Source organism: Ornithinicoccus halotolerans (genome assembly GCF_009602535.1).
Taxonomy (GTDB): Bacteria; Actinomycetota; Actinomycetes; order Actinomycetales; family Dermatophilaceae; genus Ornithinicoccus; species Ornithinicoccus halotolerans.
Map to the genome: position 1 here is coordinate 1 of NZ_WIQI01000030.1, position 19,494 is coordinate 19,494.

Genomic DNA, 19,494 nt, shown 5'->3' on the forward strand with positions numbered 1-19,494 from the left:
CGAGTGCATCATTGCGTGACAGGAGTTCAGACGGGTGCTCCTCCGATCGGGCGGCCGCCGCGGTCCGGGCTGAGGCCGACCGGTTGGGTGACCTGCTCACCAGCGAGACCGGCAGGCTGCTCGTGCAGGCCCGGGAGTCGGCCGGCGTCGCCGCGGACCTGCTGGAGGAGGCAGCGACCACCGGGCTGGGCGCCACCGGGCGCACCCTGGCCGGTGCGCCTGCCGCCCTGGACGCGGTGCGGCGCGAGCCCCGGGGCGTGGTGGCGGTGATCACCCCCTGGAACGACCCCTTCCCCACCGCGGCCGGCCTGCTGGGGGCCGCCCTCATCACCGGCAACACCGTGGTGCACAAGCCCTCGGAGCGCTGCCCCGGCGCCGGCCGCGCGATGGCCGAGCTGGTCGCGGCCGTCCTGCCCGCCGGTGTGCTCGGCGTCGTGGACGGTGCCGGGGAGACTGGCGCGGCGCTCGTCGAGGACGAGCGGGTCGCGCTGGTCGCGCACGTGGGGTCCAGTGCCGCGGGCCGCCGGATCAGCGCCACCGTCGGCGCCCGCGGGGCCACCGCGCTGCTGGAGAACGGCGGCAAGGACCCGATCGTGGTGGACCGGGGGGTGGACCCGCGCTGGGCGGCCGAGCAGATCGCGACGGGGGCGTTCACCAACACCGGCCAGATCTGCACCTCCGTGGAGCGGGTCTACCTGCTGCAGGAGGTGGCCGACGACGTGGTGGCCGAGCTGTGCGACATCGCCCGCGCGATGCGGGTGGGCGACCCGACCGACCCGGAGACCGACCTCGGGCCGCTGGTGGACGAGGAGCAGCTGGCGGTCGTGGAGCGGCACGTGCAGCAGGCCGTCGACGCCGGGGCGCATTGCCTGGTCGGCGGCGCCCGGCTGGACCGGGGCGGTGCCTTCTACCCGCCCACGGTGCTCGACGGCTGCCCTGAGGACACCGACGTGCTGCGCGAGGAGACGTTCGGCCCGGTCGCGGCGGTGGTGCGGGTCCCCGACTTTGGTGCGGCGCTGCGCCAGGCCGGTGCCGGCCGCTACGGGCTGGCCGCGACCGTGCTCACCCCTGACCTGTCGCACGCGCTGCAGGCCGTGGACGAGCTCGAGGTGGGCACGGTCAAGGTCAACGGCGTCTTCGGGGGCGCCCCGGGCGGGTCGGCGGACCCGCGCCGGGACAGCGGTGGCGGCGCCGGCTACGGACCGGACCTGCTGGCGGAGATGACCGTGCTCAAGACCGTCCACCTGGAGCGGCCGGGCGCTGCCGGGTAGCGGCTCCCGACCGCTCCCGGAGCGCCGCGCTGAGCTCGGCCTGCTCGGCAAGCTCGGCGAGGCGGTGCGCGCGAGCGGACTCCGCGGGGGTGAACGGCTCCCCGGGGCGGGAGAACATGAAGGCACCGTGCCAGGGCGAGGGGATCTTCATGACGGTGCCGTCGCCGGGGACGGAGCGACCCGGGTGTGGGGCGCTCAGCCGGTCGGTGACGATGTCGGCGCGCAGCAGCTCGGCCACGGCCAGCGGCAGCTCGGAGGGGTCGGCCGCGACTCGCACCGACAGGCTCAGTGCCTTGGTCTGGCTGTCCGCCAGCGCCAGCGCGGTGGTCGGCCACACCCGCGTGTCCACGCCGCCGCCCGCGCTGACGGCCGCCAGCAGGTCCTCGCTGGACACCGTCTCCGTCGTGGCGACCACCAGCTCGTCCACGGCGCCGTCAGGAACGGGGTGGACGTGCAGGTCCAGGATGTTGGCCCCGAGCCGGGACAGCTCTGCGGTGACGGCTTGCAGCGCGCCGGGCTCGTCGCTGATGACGGTCCGCAGCCGCCAGAGCGCTGGCGCGGCGCTCAACCGGCCACGCTGCTTCAGCGCGGGTGCGTGCAGCCACCGTCGCAGCAGCCGCATCGCGGACGGCTCAGCGACCCAGATCACCAGCACCGTCGCGGCGAGGGTCAGCACCAGCACCTTGGCAACGTAGCTGAGCTCGCTGCGGACGACGATGGCGTGCACGGCGAGCTCGATGGGCAGCATCGCCGCCACGTTCGCGAGGGTGAGCCGGGTCTTGGTCGGACGGGGCAGGTGGCCACAGACGTCGCACGAGAGGTCGTCGGCACGGGGCCTACCGGAAGCCTGGTCGGTCATGGCCGCAGTCTTATCCGGGTGGGTTTCCCCGTGGTTTCGCGCCGGTGACAGCGGGCCGTACGTTTCCCTCTCCAGGAGCCCCGCACAGCAGGTGCGGCCGCTGCATCCTGGGACAGACTGTCGGTATGCCGCACCGGCCGGACCTCACTCCGCGGCGCACCCGTGCGCGCGGGACCGGCGCGCACGGCCCGCGCCAGATCCCGCTGCGCGGCTGGCTGCTGGTCCTGCAGCGGGTAGCAGCGCGCGTGATCCCTGACCGGTTCCCGCTCTTCAGCGCCGGTGTCGCCTTCTTCGCGGTGCTCTCGGTGGCCCCGGTCCTCATCACCGCGCTCTCGGTCTACGGGGCGGTGAACACCCCCGCCCGGGCGATGGAGCATCTCTCCGGCCTGGTCGGCGTGCTGCCGCCGGCCCTGGGGGACGTGCTCGCCGACCAGCTCACCTCGATCACGGCCGCCTCCACCCAGCTGCTGACCGTGCGCGGCCTCACCGCGCTGGCGGTCGCGCTCTGGACGGCGATGACGGCCATGGCCTTCCTCGTCGACGCGCTGACCGTGGCCTACCGCGAGGAGGAGACGCGCAGCGTGCCCCGCCGCGTCGGGCTCTCGTTCGCGTTCGTCGTCGGCGGCGCGCTCATGCTGGGTGCCATGATCACGGCCAGCGCGCTGGTCTCGCGCGGCCTCTCGGCCGCGCCCGGCCCCCTCCGGGTGCTCGCGCTGACGCTGGTCTGGGTGGCCCTGGCGGTGCTGATGGCGGTCGGCCTGGCGGTGCTGTACCGGTTCGCGCCCGACCGTCGCGGGCGGGCGCAGTGGCGCTGGCTCCCCGTCGGCGCGGTGGTGGCCACCGTGGTGTGGCTGGCCGCCTCGGCGGGCCTGTTCACCTACGTGCGGAACCTGGGCACCTACGAGCGAACCTACGGCTCGCTGGCCGGGGTGGCGATCAGCATGTTCTGGCTCTGGCTCACCGTGCTGCTCATCATCATCGGCGCGGCCCTCAACGCCGAGTCCGAACGGCAGACCGTCCGCGACTCGACCGTGGGGCCGCCGCAGCCTCCCGGGGCACGCGGCGCCGTCGCCGCCGACGACGTCCCGCCCTACCGCAAGGGCGAGCGGTAGCCCGACGCGCCCGCCAGGACGGTCGTCGGACGGACCGGCCCCGTTATAGCGTCTGCGCGCGGAGCCGGTTTTCCTGCTCCACGCCCGCCACCGCTCGCAGAGCAAAGGATGACCGTGGACATCAACCTGGTACTGGCGCTGTTCGCCGGGGCGCTGTTGGCCTTCGCCGCGTTCTCGACCGTGCTGCAGCGGGTGAGCCTGCCTGGGCCGTTGCTGTGCCTGGCGTTCGGGGCGCTCATCGGACCTCATGCCCTTGACCTGCTGAGCGTCCATGGCTTCGGCGTGCCCACGGGAACCCTGCTCGAGCAGGCGGCCCGGGTCACGCTGGCGGTGGGGCTGGCCGGGGTCGCGCTGCGGCTGCCGCACGGCTACTGGCGGGAGAACGCCCGCTGGCTCACGGTGATCATCGGCCTGGGCATGGCGCTGATGTTCCTGGTCGCCACGGGGGTGGCGTGGTGGGGACTGCCAGTCCCGCTGTTGGTCGCCTTGCTGCTGGGGGCCATCGTCACGCCCACCGACCCGGTGGTCACCACTCCCATCGTGACCGGGTCGTTGGCCGAGGAGAAGGTCACCGAGCGGGTGCGTCACAACCTCTCCGCCGAGAGCGGCATCAACGACGGGCTGGGGTACCTGTTCGTGATGCTTCCCGTGCTGCTGATCACCAAGCCGGACCAGGCGTGGCACGAGCTGTTGACCACGGTCCTGCTCCGGGAGGTGCTGGGAGCGGCAGCGGTCGGAGTGGCCGCTGGCTTCCTCCTAGGCAAGCTCTTCGTTGTGGTCCGCAACCGTGGGCTCATGGAGGAGAGCGCCTACCTGGCCTTCGTGCTGCCGCTGGCGCTGCTCCTGCTCGGCGCGGGCAAGCTGCTGGGCACCGACGCCATCCTGGTCGTCTTCATCGGTGCCGCAGTGTTCGGCCAGGTCATCCCGCAGCGGGACGAGGCCGAGGAGGACAAGGTCCACGACGCGCTGGCGCAGCTGTTCCTCCTGCCGATCTTCGTCCTGCTCGGCATCGCGCTGCCCTTCGCCGAGTGGTCCGCCCTCGGCTGGGCCGCCCCGGTGGTGATCGCGGCTGCCGTGCTGCTGCGCCGGCTGGTGACCGTCTGGGCGCTGTGGCCGCTGCTGAAGACGGTCCACGACCGCACGGAGGTGACGTTCCTCAGCTGGTTCGCTCCCGTGGGGATCTCGGCGCTCTTCTACGCCACGCTGGCCGAGCGGCACACCGGCAACCATGAGGTCTTCACCTACGCCACCCTGGCCATCACCCTCTCGGTGGTGCTCCACGGGCTCACCACGGCGCCGTTCAGTGCCTGGCTTCGGCGCCGGGAACCGGAGCTCAAGGAGGAGCAGGACGAACCCGCCCGGTAGCGCCCAGCGTGGCGAGGGGCGCCACGAGCTGCGGGGACGGTGAGCCCCACTCAGCCGCCGTCGCCCACCAGCCCGCTCCGGTAGGCCCACCGGGCGACCTCGACGCGGTTGCGGGTGCCGGTCTTGGCCATGACGGCGGCCAGGTGGGTCTTCACGGTGCTCAGCGCGAGGTGCAGCTCGGCGCAGATCTCGGCGTTGGTGCGCCCGTCCGCGACGAGCCGCAGCACCGCCAGCTCCCGCTCGGTCAGCGGCTCCGACGGCTCGGGCGGTGCAGGCGCACCGCTCGCGAAGTGGCGCAGCAGCCGCACCGTCACCGAGGGGTCGATCAGCGCGTCGCCGGCGGCGGCCGCCTGGACGGCCTGGAGCAGCAGCTCCGGCCCGGCGTCCTTGAGCAGGAACCCGCGCGCCCCGGCCGCGAACGCGGCGTCAACGTACTCGTCGAGGTCGAAGGTGGTGACCACGACCACGGGGACCGGGTCGGCCACGTCTGGGCCGGCCAGCAGCCGGGTGGCCGCGACCCCGTCCAGCACCGGCATCCGCACGTCCATCACGCAGACGTCCGGGCGGTGCTGGCGTGCCAGGCGCACCGCGGCCCGGCCGTCGGCGGCCTCCGCGACGACCTCGACGCCCTGCAGCTCCAGGATCGTCCGCAGCCCGGTGCGGACGATCTCCTGGTCGTCGGCGATCAGCACCCGCACCGTCATGTCCGCTCCAGGGGCAGGCTCGCGACCACCTGCCAGCCACCGGCTGGGGCAGGCCCGGCCTGGCAGGTGCCGCCGAGGAGGTCGGCCCGCTCCGTCATACCGAGCAGCCCGAACCCCGAGCCCGCCGAGGTGGCCGCCCCGTCGTCGCTGACCCGTAGCCGCACCCGGTCACCCTCCAGCGCGACCAGCACCGTCACGCCCGTCGCTCCCCTGGCGTGCCGCCGCGCGTTGGTGACCGCCTCCTGGGCGATGCGGTAGAGGGCCGCGCCGGTGGCCGGTGCCAGCTCCCCCAGCGCCGGGTCGACCGTGACCTCGACCGGGAGCGGGCCGTCCGCGGCGAGGGCCTGGATCTCCGGCAGGCCATGCCGGGCCGGCGGCTCCGGAGCACGCTGCGGGGCCTCGTCCTCACGGAGCAGGCGGACCACGGTGCGCATCTCCTGCAGCGCCTCGCGCGCCTCCGCCTCGATGACCGCGAAGGCGGAGCCAACGGCCGAAGCGGCCGCCGACTCGTCGAGCCTGGCTGCGGTGAGACCCCCTCCCTGGGCGCGCAGCGCGATGGCAGTGACGTGGTGGGCCACCGTGTCGTGCAGGTCCCGGGCGATGCGTTCCCGCTCGAGCGACCGGGCCTGGTCGATCGCCCGCTGCCGCGCCGCCCGCCGGCCGCGAATGATCTCACCGGCCGCGCAGGAGCACGTCAGCACCGCGACCCCGCCGATGATGTCCGCCACGGACTCCCGGTGGATCGACAGCGTGACCCACATCCCGGCGGCCAGGACGGCTGAGCCGGTGACGATGGCTCGGCCCGAGCCCCACCGGAACAGGCTGTACGGGAGCACGATGAGGGCGCCCGAGGTGAACATCTGATCCGGAGGTGCCTCCGCAGCGAGGCGGGCGAGCTCCAGCGCCGTCCCGGCGGCAGTGACGATCAGGACGGCCGCGAGCGGCCGGTCCCGGCGGAGCAGCAGCGTGCCGAGCAAGGCCACCGTCAGCAGGGTGCTGGCCACCGGCCAGGTGAGCGATGGTCGCAGCGCTCCTTCGGCGACCGCGGCGATGGCCAGCACGGCGACGGCAGCCCCGTCCCCCCAGCCCACCGGCGGCGGATCGGGCACGCCTGGACGCTGCCACACCGCCCTCAGCCCCCTGCGCACGGGAGTGAGCGTAGTCACCGGCGACGCCGGCGGATCACCACCTCGGCCACGACGGCGTTGATGAGCCAGCCCGCGTCCATGGCTACCAGCCGCAGCAGCGGCGTGGTCTCGTCCACGGCCAGCAGCGGCAGGTGGGTGAAGACCTGGGTTCCGGCGCCCAGGGCCAGCGCGTAGGCGCGGATCATCCAGGCACCGTGGGCCGCGTAGTTGCGCTGGACCAGCGCCTGGACCGCGAGCACCAGCCAGGCGGCCATGGCGACGCTGACGGCCATCCGTGAGGCCGTGAGCGGGAAGCCCGCATCCAGCGGTGGCATGTCGTAGCCGAGCGTCATCCAGGCGCCGCTGAGCGCGACGAGCATGCCCGCGGGCACGAGCACGACTCCGGCGCGGCGGTGCCAGCGCAGGTGGCGGCGGCGCACCGCGCTCGAGAACTGGAAGGCGCCGAGCACGGCGTAGAGGGTCGCGCTGACCACATGCAGCACCACGGGGAGCGGCATGGTCAGGAACCGGTCGTTGTCCGGGGTGACCGCGGCGCCGGACGTGATCTGGGTGACGCGGACGGCGCCCGCCACGACGGGCACGGCCGCGAGCAGCAGCAGGCCGAGCGGCACGAGCCAGTCCCGACGGGACAGTCGGGCGGGGCGGGTGTCGGTGGAGAGCAGGGCCGTAGGCGACTCGACGTTCATGTGTTGAGCCTCGGCGCAGAGGCGGCCCGGGCACATCGGCCGATCGGCCGGAACCGGCAACCGATCGGCCGGAAACCAGCGACCGCTCGGCCGGGGCCCGAGGGGCGGAACCTCGGAACCGCCGGGTGGACAGACGCTGCAGGACCAGGAGGGGCCAGGGGTGTCCGGAAGCGCCCGGCTCGCCTGGCTCGATGCGGTGCGCGTCGCTATCCTGCCCGCACCGCAACGGGAAGGGACCGGGCACATGCCGACGGGAGCGGACACGGCAGAGGACAAGGGCGTCATGCTCCGCGCGCTCGACGTCATCGAGCGGGTGGGCAACCGAATCCCCCACCCCTTCTGGTTGTTCCTCATCCTCGGCGGGATCGTGCTCCTGCTCAGCTGGCTGCTGTCGGCCGCCGGGGTCAGTGTGCGCTCCCCCACCGGCGAGGAGCCGGTGGAGGTCGTCAACCTGCTCTCGGTCGAGGGCCTGCGGCGCATCATCGTCGAGGCCATCACCAACTTCACCGGGTTCCCGCCGCTGGGGATCGTGCTGGTGGTCATGCTCGGCGTAGCCGTGGCCGAGGGCAGCGGCGCCATCACCACCGCCGTGCGCTGCGTGGTCACCAAGGTGCCCGCCCGATGGCTCACCTTCGGGGTGGCCCTGACCGGCGTGACCGGATCGATCGCGTCCGACGCGGTCACGGTGGTCCTGCCGCCGCTGGCGGCGCTGGCCTACCTGGCGGTCGGCCGCAGCCCGCTGTTCGGGATCGCCGTGGGTTTCTGCAGTGTCAGCGCCGGCTTCAACGCCTCGCTCATCATCAACGCCACCGATCCGCTGCTCGCGGGCATCTCCACCAGCGCTGCGCAGATCGTGGAAGCCGACTACGTCGTCTCCCCGCTGGCCAACATCTTCTTCACCGTGCCCTCCTCCGTCGTCCTGGCCGCCGTCATCACCGTGGTCCTCGAGAAGTGGGTGGCGCCCCGCGTGGAGGACATGGAGCTGGACGGCCCGGCGGTGACCGCCGACGCCCAGGGGGAGGCGGTGGCCGCGCGCGAGCAGTCCGATGGCGCCGGCGACGGCACGGACGGCGACCCCGCGGACGACGCTCCCGCCGGTGCCGACTTCACCGACCTGGAGTCCATGCGGCTGAGCGGTGAGGAGAAGCGTGGGCTGCGCAACGCCACCTTCGCCCTGGTCGGGTTCCTCGTCGCGCTCGGGGTCGTGATCGCCATACCGGGCTCGCCCCTGCGCGGGGAGAACGGCGAGGTCCTCACCGGCCCCGGACTGATGAGCGTGTCCATCCTCATCGCGCTGATGTTCGTCGCTGTCGGTGTCGCCTACGGGCTGACCGTGGGATCGATCGAACGCTGGTCCGACGTCCCGGAGTTCATGGTCAAGGGGATGAAGGACCTGGCCCCGGTCCTGGTGCTGTTCTTCGCCGCCGCCCAGTTCATCGCCTGGTTCTCGTGGTCAAACATCGGCACCGTGCTCGCCGTCTCCGGTGCCGACCTCATCGAAGCCCTGGGGGTGCCGCCCGTCGTCCTGTTCATCGTCATGATCCTGATGACCTACACGCTGAACCTGTTCATCACCAGCGGCTCGGCGCAGTGGACCCTCATGGCGCCTGTGCTCGTGCCCGGCCTGATGCTGCTGGAGATCAGCCCGGAGGTCAGCCAGATGCTCTTCCGCATCGGTGACTCCTCCTCCAACATCATTACCCCGCTCAACGTCTACTTCGCCCTCATGCTGACCTACCTGCAGCGATACCGGCGCGACGCGGGCGTCGGGACGCTGCTGTCGATGACGCTGCCCGTCTCGGTCGCCGTCCTCGCGACGTGGACCGCCTTCTTCCTCCTCTGGTACGCCGTCGGGCTACCGATCGGCCCCGGCGTGGACCCGCGCTGAGCCGCGGACCCGAACCGGAGATCGGCGCCACCGGCGGTCTGGGCACCGCCTGGCCTGCGGAGGGTGGCGTCCGACGAGAGAGGCGCCCCGCCTGCGACGGCGGGGCGCCCTCTCGTCGGGATTCAGGATGCGTATGCGGGGGTGGGTTGCTCAGCGCGGACGCCGGGGCCAAGCAGCAGCACACCCACCGCGATGGCGAGCATGAAGAATCGGGACGGCAGCGGAAGCATCGTCACGACCCCGCCGACGATCAGCAGGTTGGTCGCGGTCCCGCGCAGGCCGGCTCGGCGCAGTGCCACGGCCAGGACGATGGCGCAGATCCCCGAGACCAGGCCGCTGAGGATGAAGGTCGGCGGCACCGCCGCGGGTGGGTTGTTGATCAGGTCCGGCATCCGTTCAAGCAGGTGGGGCACGACGAGCGCCAGCGTCGAGGCCGCACCCACGGTGACCGCGGTGCTGAACCCGAGCACGAGCAGCGCGCCACGCCCCACAGCCGAGAGCACGCCCACGTATCGCACCACCACCCCGAGCAGGCCGACGGCCAGCAACGAGGCCGCGACGAAGGTCGCCCAGCCCGCCACGGTTGCCCCCGACGAGGTCATCATGTTGTCCTCGGCCCGCCCCTCGATCACGAAGACGGTCACGAGTGCCGCCAGGGCCAGGACGCCACCAGTGATCGCTGCGAGCCCTGCGCTCCGCACGAAGCCTGCTATTCCAAGGTCGTTCATGTCACCCTCCGGGGACCGTGTGGGCGACCCTGTTGTCGCCGCACCCCGACACTGGCCCCAGCCCACCTGTCCCCACATCGGCCGGGGAGGCGGAGTGGATCGTTCGCAGGTACCGACGACGGAGTACCACGGAACGATCCCGGGGTGCCGAACGTGGCTCTATCCTCCGGGAATGGAGCTCACGCGCCCCCGAACGTGGGACTGGGACGCCATCACCCTGTGGCTGCCGGTGATTGGCGTGGCCGCGGTGTCGCAGACCAAGCTGGGGCTCGAAGAGCCGTGGACCGGATCCGATGCCGTCCTTGCGCTGACGAGCCTCATGCAGGCGGCGCCGCTGGTCGCCCGCCGTCGCTACCCGTTGGTGACGGCTGCCCTGATCGCGGTGGCACTCCCGGTCCAGGAGGTCCTCGGCGGGGCCCTGTCGTTCGGGTCCTTCGTCGCCGTCCTCGTGGCCACCTACTCCGTGGGCCGACACGCCAGCGCCCGTGCGGCCCTGCTGGGTGCTGGTCTCATCCTGCTGGGGCTCATGCTGGGGACTCGCGACCGGTTCCCCGAGGATGCACCCGAGCTTGTCTTCCCGCTCTTCTACGTGTCTGCAGCGACGGTCATCGGGGCGGTCGTCAAGCGGCTGAGCGAGCAGGCGCGCCAGCTGTGGGAGCTCAACCAGGCGTTGGCCCGCGAACGCGATGCCACCGCGCGGCTCGCCGTCGCGGGCGAACGGATGCGGCTCTCCAGAGACCTGCATGACTCAGTCGCCCACACCCTGACCGTTGCGGTCGTGCAGGCAGAAAACTGCGAGCTGGCGATCGACAACGACCCACTCGCCGCCAAGTCCGCAGCCATGGCCATCCAGGAAGCTGCCCGACGTGGGCTGTCTGAGCTGCGTTCGGTGCTGCGAGTCCTTCGCGATCCCGAAGCCCCGATCGGCGCGTCCGGGCTGGCCGACCTCGGACTGCTCGCCACCGTGGTGTCCGAGTCGGGGCTCGACGTCGAGCTACAGTTCCGTGGCGACAGCTCGACGGTTCCCGCTGATGTCGGGCATCAGCTCTTTCGGGTTGCCCAGGAAGCACTCACGAACGTGATGAAGCACAGCGCCACGAAGACAGCAACCGTCCACGTGGCAATCACCGACACCGTCGTCGAGCTGAGCGTCACCGACACCGGACCCTCGTTGACCCGTGGGCTTGCCTCGGGCGGCCATGGTGTGACCGTGATGGCCGAACGCCTTGCCGACCTCGGTGGCGAGGTCGCGGCCGGGCCGTATCAGTCGGGTTACCGAGTCCGTGCCTGCGTTCCGCTGACTCACCGGGTGGAGGCGTGATCCGCGTCCTGGTCGCCGACGACCAAGACCTGATCCGCGAGGGCCTGGCGTCGATCCTCGACAAGCAGGAGGACATCGCGGTGGTTGCCACCGCCTCCACCGGGGCTGACGCCATGCGGCAGGCGCGCGCCCACCACCCGGATGTGACGCTGATGGACATCCGGATGCCGGGCACCGACGGCCTGGAAGCAACCCGGCAGCTGCTCGCCGACACGCCTGCGCCCACGCGGGTCGTCGTGCTCACCACCTTCGACCAGGACGACCTGGTCATCCAGGCACTTCGCAGCGGCGCCAGCGGATTCTTGCTCAAGGACTTGCCCCGCCAGCAGCTCGTCGACGCGATCCGCGCCGTCCACGCCGGCGACCTGCGGCTCTCTCCCAGTATCACCCGCCGCCTGGTGGACCGGCAGCGGCAGCGTGCGGCGCAACCAGAACAGCTGACGGCACTGCAGCGGCTCAGCGAGCGGGAGGCGGAGGTCCTCCAACTCATCGCCCGAGGCAAGAGCAACGCAGAGATCGCCGCCGAGCTGTTCTTGAGCGAGTCGACGGTGAAGACCCACGTGGGCAGGATTCTCGGAAGGGTCGGTGCCCGTGACCGCGTGCAGCTGGTCATCTTCGCCTACGACACCGGGCTTGCCGACTGACTGCCCGTACGCCTCGTGTCAGTCCTCGCTGAGGTGGCCAGTGGCGGGGTCGATGTTCGCGAGGAAGTCACGGATGTTGGCGCGGTGCTCGTCCAACGACAGGTTCCGCGCCGGTGAAAGGCCGAATCCGTACCCAGGGTTCGGCCCGCTCAGCCACGTGTACCCCGTGCCGCCTGCCTGCTCTGGTCGGATGGCGAACAGCTCACCGTCGACCTCGAGCGTCACTGATGGGACGTCCGGGTCAATCTCGGGCTCTGGAGCGACGCCTGGCTCCGCAGCTGGGTCTGGAGTCGCGTCGTCCGGGTAGATGGCCTTCACAGAACCATCATCGCGATGCCTCCGGCTGGTCGCACGGGCTGCCGCGACGGACCGGTCAATCGATCAGGACGGTTCCCTCCCATTCAGCGTCGAACTCGAGCATCGCGTCCCACTCCTCCACGATGGGCAGATACTGCTGCCACCAACGCTCGAAGCGATCACCGGACATGGCCTCGTTGCGACGACCTCTGCTCGGCCACCGTTGGATGGCGAGAAGAGTGCTCTCGTCCAGCTGCTCCAGCTCGAGCTGGACCTGCGGGTCCAGCCGTGCGTAGTGCGGGATAACTCTGCCGCGGACGAACGCGACGACTGTGCTGCGGTCGACCCCCTGGCGCAACCGCCACCGCTTGTACAGGGTGAGCTTGGCAGGCTGCGGAGTCACACGGTGATCTTGCCTGAGTCTGGTCTCGCGCACTTCCGCGAGGCCAGCGATGTCCGCTTCGCCTGGACTCGTGCCCGGGGTGGCGTACCCGTCAGTCACGACGTTGACCTGACCAGTGGCTCGTCGTGCCAGCGTCCTCCCTCCTGTACCGGCCTCGACTCTCTCCCTGGTGGCGCACGACCAGCAGTAACTGAGTGGCGACGGCGAGCAGGGTTGGCCCGGCGAAGGTCCACAGCCCAGAGCGAAGGCCGAATACGAGCACGACGACGGACATGAGCGCCAGCGATAACCACCGATACGCGCGATCCCGCCCCGCCGCCATCACCCACCCAAGAGCGCCGGCCGTCCAGACGCTAACCCCGAGAGTGCCTAGGCCCCGCTGCAGGGCGATGCCGCCGAGGACGACGGCAACAGTGGCGCCGACGAGCTTCCAGGTTCGCTCTGCCATCAGCGGTACTTCCCGGCCTGGTCGGTGCACCTACGTCCCTGACGGCACGAGCTGACGAGGTCGCTGACACAGAAGGAACAACAGGGGGCGGCGCACGACACACAAGCCCATGGCCCGCCCTTGCAAGTCCAAGCGCACGGGCCGCAGCACGACGCGATGCAACTGTAGTTCCAGGAGTAACAGGTGCAGCGGTGGCAGTGGGTGCTACCACATTGGCTATTGCTCGAACATCCGCTGGCCAGGGCCACCATCGGTGCCCGATCCTCCGAGCCAATCGCGGTGAGTACCGCCCAGGAGCGGCGGAGCCCCAAATTCATGAGAGCTGGCGGGCCAAGTGGGCGCCGGTGTAGGTCTGCGACTTCTCGCCGGAGCTCACGACCAGAGTGGGGTTCATGGCGCGTCGGGCCCAAGGCTGTCTCTTCGCCACGAGGCCATCTCCGGCGAGGACAGAGGCACAATCGTCAACCTCCCATCCGACGCTGAAGCAGCGGACTTGGCGACGGAGCGGCAGCCCCCACGGCTGGCGTCGAATCCTGAGTGGAGTCCATGTGCGACGTGTCACACACATTCCCTCTCATCCCCAGGGCGACCCCCTTGTCGCCCCTCGAGCGACGAAGGCTAGTGACCGCGATGTACGGCGTAAAGGCCCCGTCCCGGCCGGTCCCGATCTCGAGCCTGGAGCACAACGAGGTGCCTGTGCCGTGGACAGTGCGCTCTGGTGTTGGTCCGCTGACCCATCCCTTCCCGCGCTCAAGTGGGCTTCGTCGTGGCGGAAAGGGAATCGGTCAGCCGCGGAAACTTCAGGCACCTCCACCGCGTCGTTTCTGGCCCCGCCATTGCACGTAGACCGCCCCGTGCGAACAAGAAGAAGCCCCCTCCGCCAGGTCGACACTGGTCAGAGGGGGCTTCTTGCTCGTGGGCGATACTGGGTTCGAACCACTGTCCCGCACAGTCAGGGTATGCTGGCCCTACCTGCACAGATAGGCCGTTGACCTGCTGATACATAACACACTGGCGCCTCATTCTAGTGCCCATGTATGAGCATGGGTACGCTCCTGATCTGGCACGATTCTGGCACGAGGGAGGCGACAGTGAGTCAGCGTGGAGGCGGCAACAACAAGGGCCGCAAGGATTCCTTCGGCAGCATCCGGCGACTGCCGTCCAAGCGGTACCAGGCCCGGTACACCGGCCCGGATGGGCGCACCCACACCGCGCCGACGACCTTCGACACCCGGGGCGATGCGCAGACGTGGCTGTCCATGCAACGCGCCGACATCGCTCGCCGGCGCTGGCGCCCCGCGCCGAGTGATGAGACCCGACTGGGCGAGTACGCCGAGCGGTGGCTGGCCGGTCGCGAGCTCAAACCCACCACCCGCTCCCACTACCGGCAACTGCTTGACAGGATGATCGCGCCTACCCTTGGGGCGCTGTCCCTGACGGACCTCTCCCCCGACGTGATCCGCCGCTGGCACGCCGACCTCGGCACCGACCGGCCGACGCTCCGAGCGCATGCCTATGGGCTGCTGAGGACGATCCTCGGGACTGCGGTAGACGACCGGCTGCTGGACTCCAACCCCGCGGTGATCCGGGGCGCGGGGAACGCGAAGCGGGTGAAGAAGGTCCGCCCCGCCTCCGTCGACGAGATCGAGGCCATCGCAGCGCACATGCCCCAGCGATATCGCCCGATGGTGCTCTTGGCCGCGTGGTGTGCGCTGCGCTTCGGGGAGCTGGTCGAGCTGCGACGGGCCGATGTCGACCTCCGGCATGGCGTGATCCGGGTCCGGCGTGGCGTGACCCGCAGCGGCGGGGAAGTAATCGTGGGCACCCCCAAGACCGACGCCGGAGTTCGGGACGTGGCAGTCCCGCCGCACCTGCTGCCCATGATCGAGGACCACCTGGCCGGCCTTGGCGACCGCTCCCCCGCCGCGCTGCTGTTTCCGGCACGCGATGGACAGTCGCACATGGCCCCCTCCACGCTCTACAAGGTGTTCTATCCCGCCAGGGAGGCCGCCGGCAGGCCCGACCTGCGCTGGCACGACCTGCGCCACACCGGGGCCGTGCTCGCCGCACAGTCCGGCGCCACCTTGGCTGACCTGATGTCACGCCTCGGCCACACGACCCCACAGGCCGCGCTGATCTACCAGCACTCCGCCGCGGGCCGTGACGCACAGATCGCCGCTGCCATGAGCCGCCAGGTACAGGACCAGAGAAGCGGGGCATGAACGGCTGAGCGTCATCCCGGGGGAACTACGGCGCCTGTGATGCCGAGGTCTGTAACTGCTAAGGCCCCCAGTGAAGCTGTGATGACGCTCGCCCGCGGTGACCTGGCCTGGTGACTGCTGCCTCCGAGCTGTTTCCCCGCCATGGACACCACGCTCGGCCATGGCTTCTCGGACGACAGAGTCAGGGGATGCGAGGGAGGGGCCCCGGGCGCCCCCGGGACGTGACCTTGGTCACATTTGGCCGCAAGCACCTCTCCAATGGGCACGTAGCAGCTGCGTGCTAACAGCGGCCAACTGGGGGCCATCGGGGTGCCAACGGGGGTGTGATCGCGTCCAACGAGGTCCAGACGGGGGTCCCGGTGCGATCACGGGGCGGGTTGCGTTCCATCGCGTGGACGCCCATACCGTCGAGCTAGCACAAAGGGGCACGGCCCCGCCGCACAGGGAACGACCTCGTTCACCTACAGCGAACCCCCGGCCAGAAATCCTCCAAGACACGGCCGGGGGAACGCCCTACCACACCTCCCACACAGGAAGGCGCACCCAATGGTCGCACGCGCACCCCGTTCCACCCACTCGCGGCCCCGCTGGGAGTCGATCAACGACGCCGCCGACCGGCTCGGGGTCCACCACCAGACGGTCAGGCGGTGGGTGAGCGCGGGCCGCCTGGAGGCCGTCCGGTTCGGCCCCCGGGTCCTCCGCGTCCGCGTTGAGGACGTCGACCGGCTGGGCACTCCCCTCCCCACCGCGGGCGGCGGTCCGCTTGTGGGCTGATCACTCCGCTGAGGAGGCGGCACGCGGCACCCGGTGTAACAACTTCGCCGGAACGGACCACAGGGAAGAACTCAAGGTCGCGGCCCGGACCATCCTGTGGAACTGCGGGGTCCAGTGGGGCCCGAACCGCATCAACCGCCTCGTGGTCCGGTTCTCGGAGCGAGTCGAGCGCAATAACTTCAACTTCTTCGACTTCCTGGCCAACGCCGTCCAGCTCCACGCCGACCAGCGACGCCGCGCCCTGGCCGACCCCGACGTCCAGCGGGTCATCACCTACGCCGACCCCACCGGGGAAACCGCCGTGCGAAACGTGCTGCACCAACGGGGCGAGTCGTGAACCGGGGCGTCGGAGCCACTGCCCCCACACCCCCGACCAGCGTGGGCCCCCCGGTGGGCGAACCGAGGGGCCACCAGGTCACGGAAGGGTGGGGAACTAGTGACCCCGAAACCACCGGGGACCCTGTCACGGCGCCGCTGGCGACACTCCCGCGTGACGAATGGGGTCTGCCGGTCCTCGATATCTACCTGGCGTACCTGGAGGGGTATGAGGTCGGGGTGGTCGACGGCCGCGAGCAGGGCCGCGAGCACGTCCTGGCCGACATCGACGCCTCATGCCGTGAGGCCGTTCGGCTCGGCCGCGAGAACATCGGCGTCCATGCCGCCCGGCAGCGGGAGGGGTGGGGTGTGTGAGCTATCTGGACCGCATCCGCACCGGCGCGTGGCTGGACGCCCAGGAGTTCCCGCCGATGTCCTGGGCCGTCCACGGGCTGATCCCCGAGGGGTTCGGGCTGTTCACTGGCCCACCGAAGGCCGGCAAGTCATGGGCCGCCCTCGGCATCGGCCTGGCCGTCGCCAGCGGCACCAAGGCGCTCGGCAAGGTCCCCACCGGGCAACCGCGGCCCGTGCTGCTGCTCGCCCTGGAGGACGGCGACCGCCGGCTGCAGGGCCGCTGTCGCTACCTGCTGGTCGATGGGGAGCCGATCCCACCCCAGCTGCACTACGTCACCGCCTGCACCCCTGGCGACGTCGTGCCGCTGATTCGTGAGTGGCTGGAGGTCCACGGCCACGAGCGGCCCCTGGTGATCCTGGACACGCTCGGCAAGGTCATGCCGCCGGCGATCCCCGGGGAGGGCGCCTACCAGCGTGACTACCGGATCGGATCGGTGCTCAAGACCAGCGTCGACCAGCACCCCGGCTCGTGCTTGCTGGTGGTCCACCACACCCGCAAGGCCGGCGCCGAGGACTGGATGGACAGCACGTCCGGCACCAACGGGCTCAACGGTGCGGCCGACTTCACCGTCAACCTGTCCCGGCCCCGCAACAAGGACGCCGGCATCCTGCGGGTCACCGGCCGAGACGTGGCCGAGGATGAGTACGCGATCACGACGGCCCAGGGCAGCTGGACGCTGGACGGCGACGCCCTGGCGGACGCTGCCCGGAAGGCGCAGGAGGCGCGGGCAGTCGAGGGCCTGGGAGACAGATCCGCCGAGATCGTCCGCTACGTCTCCGAGCACGAGGACGGCGTGAAGCCCACCGACGTGGCAGCCGCGCTCGGGATGAGCAACGACGACGCCGGGCGCTACATGAGGCGCCTGGCCGACGCCGGGAAGCTCACCAAGATCGGCCGCGGGGTCTACACCAACCGTGTCCGAACCGTCCGAATGTCCGAAACCCAGGAAGGCGCTCCCCTCCCATTCGGACACTCGGACACTTCGGACAGGGGGAGGGACTGCCACGGCTGCGGATACCCGCTCCCGGACATCGCCCTCACCGAAGGCTGGGACACCCACCCCGCATGCACGGAGGCCGCGTCATGAGCAACCCAAGGCCATCGCACCCCCTTGCATTCCGGCGGGGGTCCCGAATCCACCGGCCAACCCATTACCGAGGGCATCACCCACGCCCGGGGCTGCCCCGGCCAGCGGGCGACCTGCCGCGACGGAATCCACCACGCACTCATGCACTGCGATGAGTGCGAGCCGGCTCCGGGGTGCCACCACGGCGTGACTGGACCGGAACCGACACGTGAGCCAGCAACCGCGCACACACCGCCTCGAGGAGGAGCCATGCCCCGCAAGCTCGATCTTCCGCACCGCTGGCCAACCCACAAGTACCGGGCCACCATGCGGCGTCGCTACCCCCGAACTTGCAGCAGCAGCGGCCGTCACAAGCGCCGCCGACCACGGCGCAGATGGCCGAGTCGCTCGTCCGGCGCGGGCTGGCCTCCCCGGCCATTCTCGGCCCCTGGCACAAGCGGGCCGAGGCACCGGCGCGGGACGCCGGAGAGCAGTGAGCCCACCGCGACCACCGCACCAACCTGACCGAGGCCCTCCGGCACGGGCCGCAGCCGCCCGTGCCGCCCGCCTGACCGAAACCCCATCTTCGAAAGGAACGACCATCATGAAGCTGAACGAGAAGCTCATTGCTCCCCTCACCAACCAGGGCGAGGCCGCGAAGGCCGTCCGGGCCACCAGGACCAACCCCGTCCTGGCCGAGGCCGTGCGTGCGATCCCCGCCTACGTCAAGGCCCAAACCGCGTACGACCACCTGGTGGCCCAGCTCGCCGCGATTCCGGACCCGCCGGTCGAGGCCAGCCTGGCCGCCGACCTGCACGCCACCATCACCGCCGGCAAGCCCCTCCCCGCCGACCTGGTCGAGACCGTCGCGGCCCGCCAGGCACAGGGACAGGCATACGTCCACACCCAGACCTTGCTGTCCCACCTCGCGGCGCAACTTCTCCAGCAGCGTGACGCCACCGTGACGGCCAACACCGACACTGCCCTCACTCACCTGCAGGACGTGGTGACCGAGACCATCGCCGAGCTCACCGACATCATCGCCGTCCCCGACGACGCGCTCACCGCAGCCGAGGCCGGGCACTCCGAGCAGTGGAAGCGCCGCCACGAGCTGCTGACCACCTACCGGCACGCCCGGCAGGCCCAATGGCTGCTGTGCCAGGCGGCCACCAAGGGCGGCACCGGTCTCAGCGACCAGGCGCAGCACACGTGGACACACGCCGCCTACATCCCGGACGCCGAGCGGCACTGGGAGGACCCTGACGACTTCGCCCACTACCTGGCTCGTGGGTGGAAGCCCGACCCCCACGGCGACCGCATCACCTTGACCCCGCCCTACCCCGACCGCCCCGACCACGACGCCTGGGGGCGGTGGCTGGCCACCACCCAGATCACCCCCTGGGTTCCCAGCCTGGACCAGCTACAGGCCCGCGTCGCCCGCCTGGCCAACCTGGCCAGCGCGGTCACCACCAACAAGGCCACCCCGGCACGCATTAGCGCCCGCACCGCCTGACCCCACCCCCCGATAGAGGAGGCACCCATGTCCCAGGACCCCTTCAGCTTCCCCGAGCCCTACCGGGTGGACCCCCGCGATAAGCACACCCTGGGCCGGCTCCGGTACGCCGCCCACCGAGGCGACGCCCGCGCCCGCCTCACCCTCCGGGAGCTGACCGCCGACCGCGCAACCAACACTGCCGCCGAACCACCCGGCGACACCAGCAGCCGCGACCCCAACCGGACCGTCAAGAGCGGCCGCACCATGTACGAAAACAGGCAGCGCGACCGCGCACAGACCCGACACGACGGGCCCAGCGCATAAACCGCCGGC

At 71.0% G+C, this 19,494-nt stretch carries 21 protein-coding genes; 13 read left to right on the forward strand and 8 right to left on the reverse strand.

Features of this window, described 5'->3' with window-relative positions:
• Nucleotides 1-1,271 (forward strand): aldehyde dehydrogenase family protein (locus GFJ45_RS07520; protein ID WP_228386652.1); only part of this gene is annotated, 1,271 nt, incomplete at its 5' end.
• Here GFJ45_RS07520 and GFJ45_RS07525 read toward each other — a convergent pair.
• Nucleotides 1,231-2,130 carry an ACT domain-containing protein gene (locus GFJ45_RS07525; RefSeq protein WP_228386654.1) on the reverse strand — a complete coding sequence of 300 codons (900 nt, stop codon included), beginning with the start codon at nt 2,128-2,130 and terminating at the stop codon, nt 1,231-1,233. The genes GFJ45_RS07520 and GFJ45_RS07525 overlap by 41 nt on opposite strands.
• Nucleotides 2,131-2,255: 125 nt before the next feature.
• Between GFJ45_RS07525 and GFJ45_RS07530 the strand changes: the two genes are divergently transcribed.
• Both GFJ45_RS07530 and GFJ45_RS07535 read left to right on the forward strand, forming a co-directional pair.
• Nucleotides 2,256-3,242: a YihY/virulence factor BrkB family protein gene (locus GFJ45_RS07530; RefSeq protein WP_153395767.1), complete on the forward strand. Its 987-nt coding sequence runs from the start codon at nt 2,256-2,258 to the stop codon at nt 3,240-3,242.
• A 108-nt stretch (nt 3,243-3,350) separates the two neighbouring features.
• Entirely contained in the window at nt 3,351-4,607 is a 1,257-nt protein-coding gene (locus GFJ45_RS07535; RefSeq protein ID WP_228386658.1) for a cation:proton antiporter domain-containing protein, read from the forward strand.
• A 50-nt stretch (nt 4,608-4,657) separates the two neighbouring features.
• Here GFJ45_RS07535 and GFJ45_RS07540 read toward each other — a convergent pair whose 3' ends face one another.
• Genes GFJ45_RS07540 through GFJ45_RS07550 form a run of 3 tightly spaced genes read right to left on the reverse strand, consistent with a single transcriptional unit; the run spans nt 4,658 to nt 7,145 of the window.
• Nucleotides 4,658-5,311 carry a response regulator transcription factor gene (locus GFJ45_RS07540; RefSeq protein ID WP_153395771.1) on the reverse strand — a complete coding sequence of 218 codons (654 nt, stop codon included), beginning with the start codon at nt 5,309-5,311 and terminating at the stop codon, nt 4,658-4,660.
• Nucleotides 5,308-6,420 (reverse strand): sensor histidine kinase, encoded by a 1,113-nt coding sequence (locus GFJ45_RS07545; protein ID WP_228386660.1) that lies wholly within the window; start codon nt 6,418-6,420, stop codon nt 5,308-5,310. Before GFJ45_RS07545 ends, GFJ45_RS07540 begins: the two co-directional genes overlap by 4 nt.
• Nucleotides 6,421-6,473: 53 nt before the next feature.
• Complete coding sequence (locus GFJ45_RS07550) at nt 6,474-7,145, reverse strand: DUF2306 domain-containing protein (protein WP_153395775.1); 672 nt, start codon at nt 7,143-7,145, stop codon at nt 6,474-6,476.
• A 244-nt stretch (nt 7,146-7,389) separates the two neighbouring features.
• Between GFJ45_RS07550 and GFJ45_RS07555 the strand changes: the two genes are divergently transcribed.
• On the forward strand, nt 7,390-9,033 hold the full coding sequence (locus tag GFJ45_RS07555) for an AbgT family transporter (protein WP_153395777.1): 1,644 nt from the start codon (nt 7,390-7,392) through the stop codon (nt 9,031-9,033).
• Nucleotides 9,034-9,155: 122 nt separating this feature from the next.
• On the opposite strand, the gene GFJ45_RS16315 is transcribed toward GFJ45_RS07555, so the two are convergent.
• Nucleotides 9,156-9,734, reverse strand: a complete 579-nt coding sequence (locus GFJ45_RS16315) for a hypothetical protein (protein ID WP_194288565.1) — start codon at nt 9,732-9,734, stop codon at nt 9,156-9,158.
• Nucleotides 9,735-9,933: 199 nt separating this feature from the next.
• Here GFJ45_RS16315 and GFJ45_RS16320 point away from each other — a divergent pair, with 199 nt between their 5' ends.
• Together GFJ45_RS16320 and GFJ45_RS07565 are read left to right on the forward strand one after the other, a co-directional pair.
• Nucleotides 9,934-11,082 (forward strand): sensor histidine kinase, encoded by a 1,149-nt coding sequence (locus GFJ45_RS16320; protein ID WP_194288566.1) that lies wholly within the window; start codon nt 9,934-9,936, stop codon nt 11,080-11,082.
• Nucleotides 11,079-11,726, forward strand: coding sequence for a response regulator (locus GFJ45_RS07565; RefSeq protein ID WP_153395781.1), 648 nt, complete (start codon nt 11,079-11,081; stop codon nt 11,724-11,726). The genes GFJ45_RS16320 and GFJ45_RS07565 overlap by 4 nt, the downstream gene beginning before the upstream one ends.
• A gap of 18 nt (nt 11,727-11,744) precedes the next feature.
• Here the strand turns inward: GFJ45_RS07565 and GFJ45_RS07570 are convergent, their stop codons facing one another.
• The 3 genes from GFJ45_RS07570 to GFJ45_RS16325 form a co-directional block, all read right to left on the reverse strand.
• Entirely contained in the window at nt 11,745-11,951 is a 207-nt protein-coding gene (locus tag GFJ45_RS07570) for a hypothetical protein (protein ID WP_228386662.1), read from the reverse strand.
• A 148-nt stretch (nt 11,952-12,099) separates the two neighbouring features.
• The gene (locus GFJ45_RS07575) at nt 12,100-12,426 is read right to left on the reverse strand and encodes a hypothetical protein (protein ID WP_153395785.1); all 327 of its coding nucleotides are present in this window, start codon (nt 12,424-12,426) and stop codon (nt 12,100-12,102) included.
• A 91-nt stretch (nt 12,427-12,517) separates the two neighbouring features.
• The gene (locus tag GFJ45_RS16325; protein ID WP_194288567.1) at nt 12,518-12,874 is read right to left on the reverse strand and encodes a hypothetical protein; all 357 of its coding nucleotides are present in this window, start codon (nt 12,872-12,874) and stop codon (nt 12,518-12,520) included.
• A 1,091-nt stretch (nt 12,875-13,965) separates the two neighbouring features.
• Here GFJ45_RS16325 and GFJ45_RS07580 point away from each other — a divergent pair.
• From GFJ45_RS07580 to GFJ45_RS07610, 7 genes are all read left to right on the forward strand, one after another.
• Nucleotides 13,966-15,096: a tyrosine-type recombinase/integrase gene (locus GFJ45_RS07580; protein ID WP_228386667.1), complete on the forward strand. Its 1,131-nt coding sequence runs from the start codon at nt 13,966-13,968 to the stop codon at nt 15,094-15,096.
• 546 nt (nt 15,097-15,642) lie between these two features.
• Nucleotides 15,643-15,870 (forward strand): helix-turn-helix domain-containing protein, encoded by a 228-nt coding sequence (locus tag GFJ45_RS17080; RefSeq protein WP_153395789.1) that lies wholly within the window; start codon nt 15,643-15,645, stop codon nt 15,868-15,870.
• A 142-nt stretch (nt 15,871-16,012) separates the two neighbouring features.
• Nucleotides 16,013-16,207: a hypothetical protein gene (locus GFJ45_RS07590; RefSeq protein ID WP_153395791.1), complete on the forward strand. Its 195-nt coding sequence runs from the start codon at nt 16,013-16,015 to the stop codon at nt 16,205-16,207.
• Between the two features lie 53 nt (nt 16,208-16,260).
• Entirely contained in the window at nt 16,261-16,560 is a 300-nt protein-coding gene (locus GFJ45_RS07595) for a hypothetical protein (RefSeq protein ID WP_153395793.1), read from the forward strand.
• A complete protein-coding gene (locus GFJ45_RS07600; protein ID WP_228386669.1) occupies nt 16,557-17,687 on the forward strand; it encodes an AAA family ATPase in 1,131 nt (376 codons plus the stop codon). Before GFJ45_RS07595 ends, GFJ45_RS07600 begins: the two co-directional genes overlap by 4 nt.
• Before the next feature lie 583 nt (nt 17,688-18,270).
• Nucleotides 18,271-19,179 carry a hypothetical protein gene (locus tag GFJ45_RS07605; RefSeq protein ID WP_153395795.1) on the forward strand — a complete coding sequence of 303 codons (909 nt, stop codon included), beginning with the start codon at nt 18,271-18,273 and terminating at the stop codon, nt 19,177-19,179.
• A 27-nt stretch (nt 19,180-19,206) separates the two neighbouring features.
• Nucleotides 19,207-19,485 carry a hypothetical protein gene (locus GFJ45_RS07610; protein WP_153395797.1) on the forward strand — a complete coding sequence of 93 codons (279 nt, stop codon included), beginning with the start codon at nt 19,207-19,209 and terminating at the stop codon, nt 19,483-19,485.
• Nucleotides 19,486-19,494: the final 9 nt, after the last annotated feature.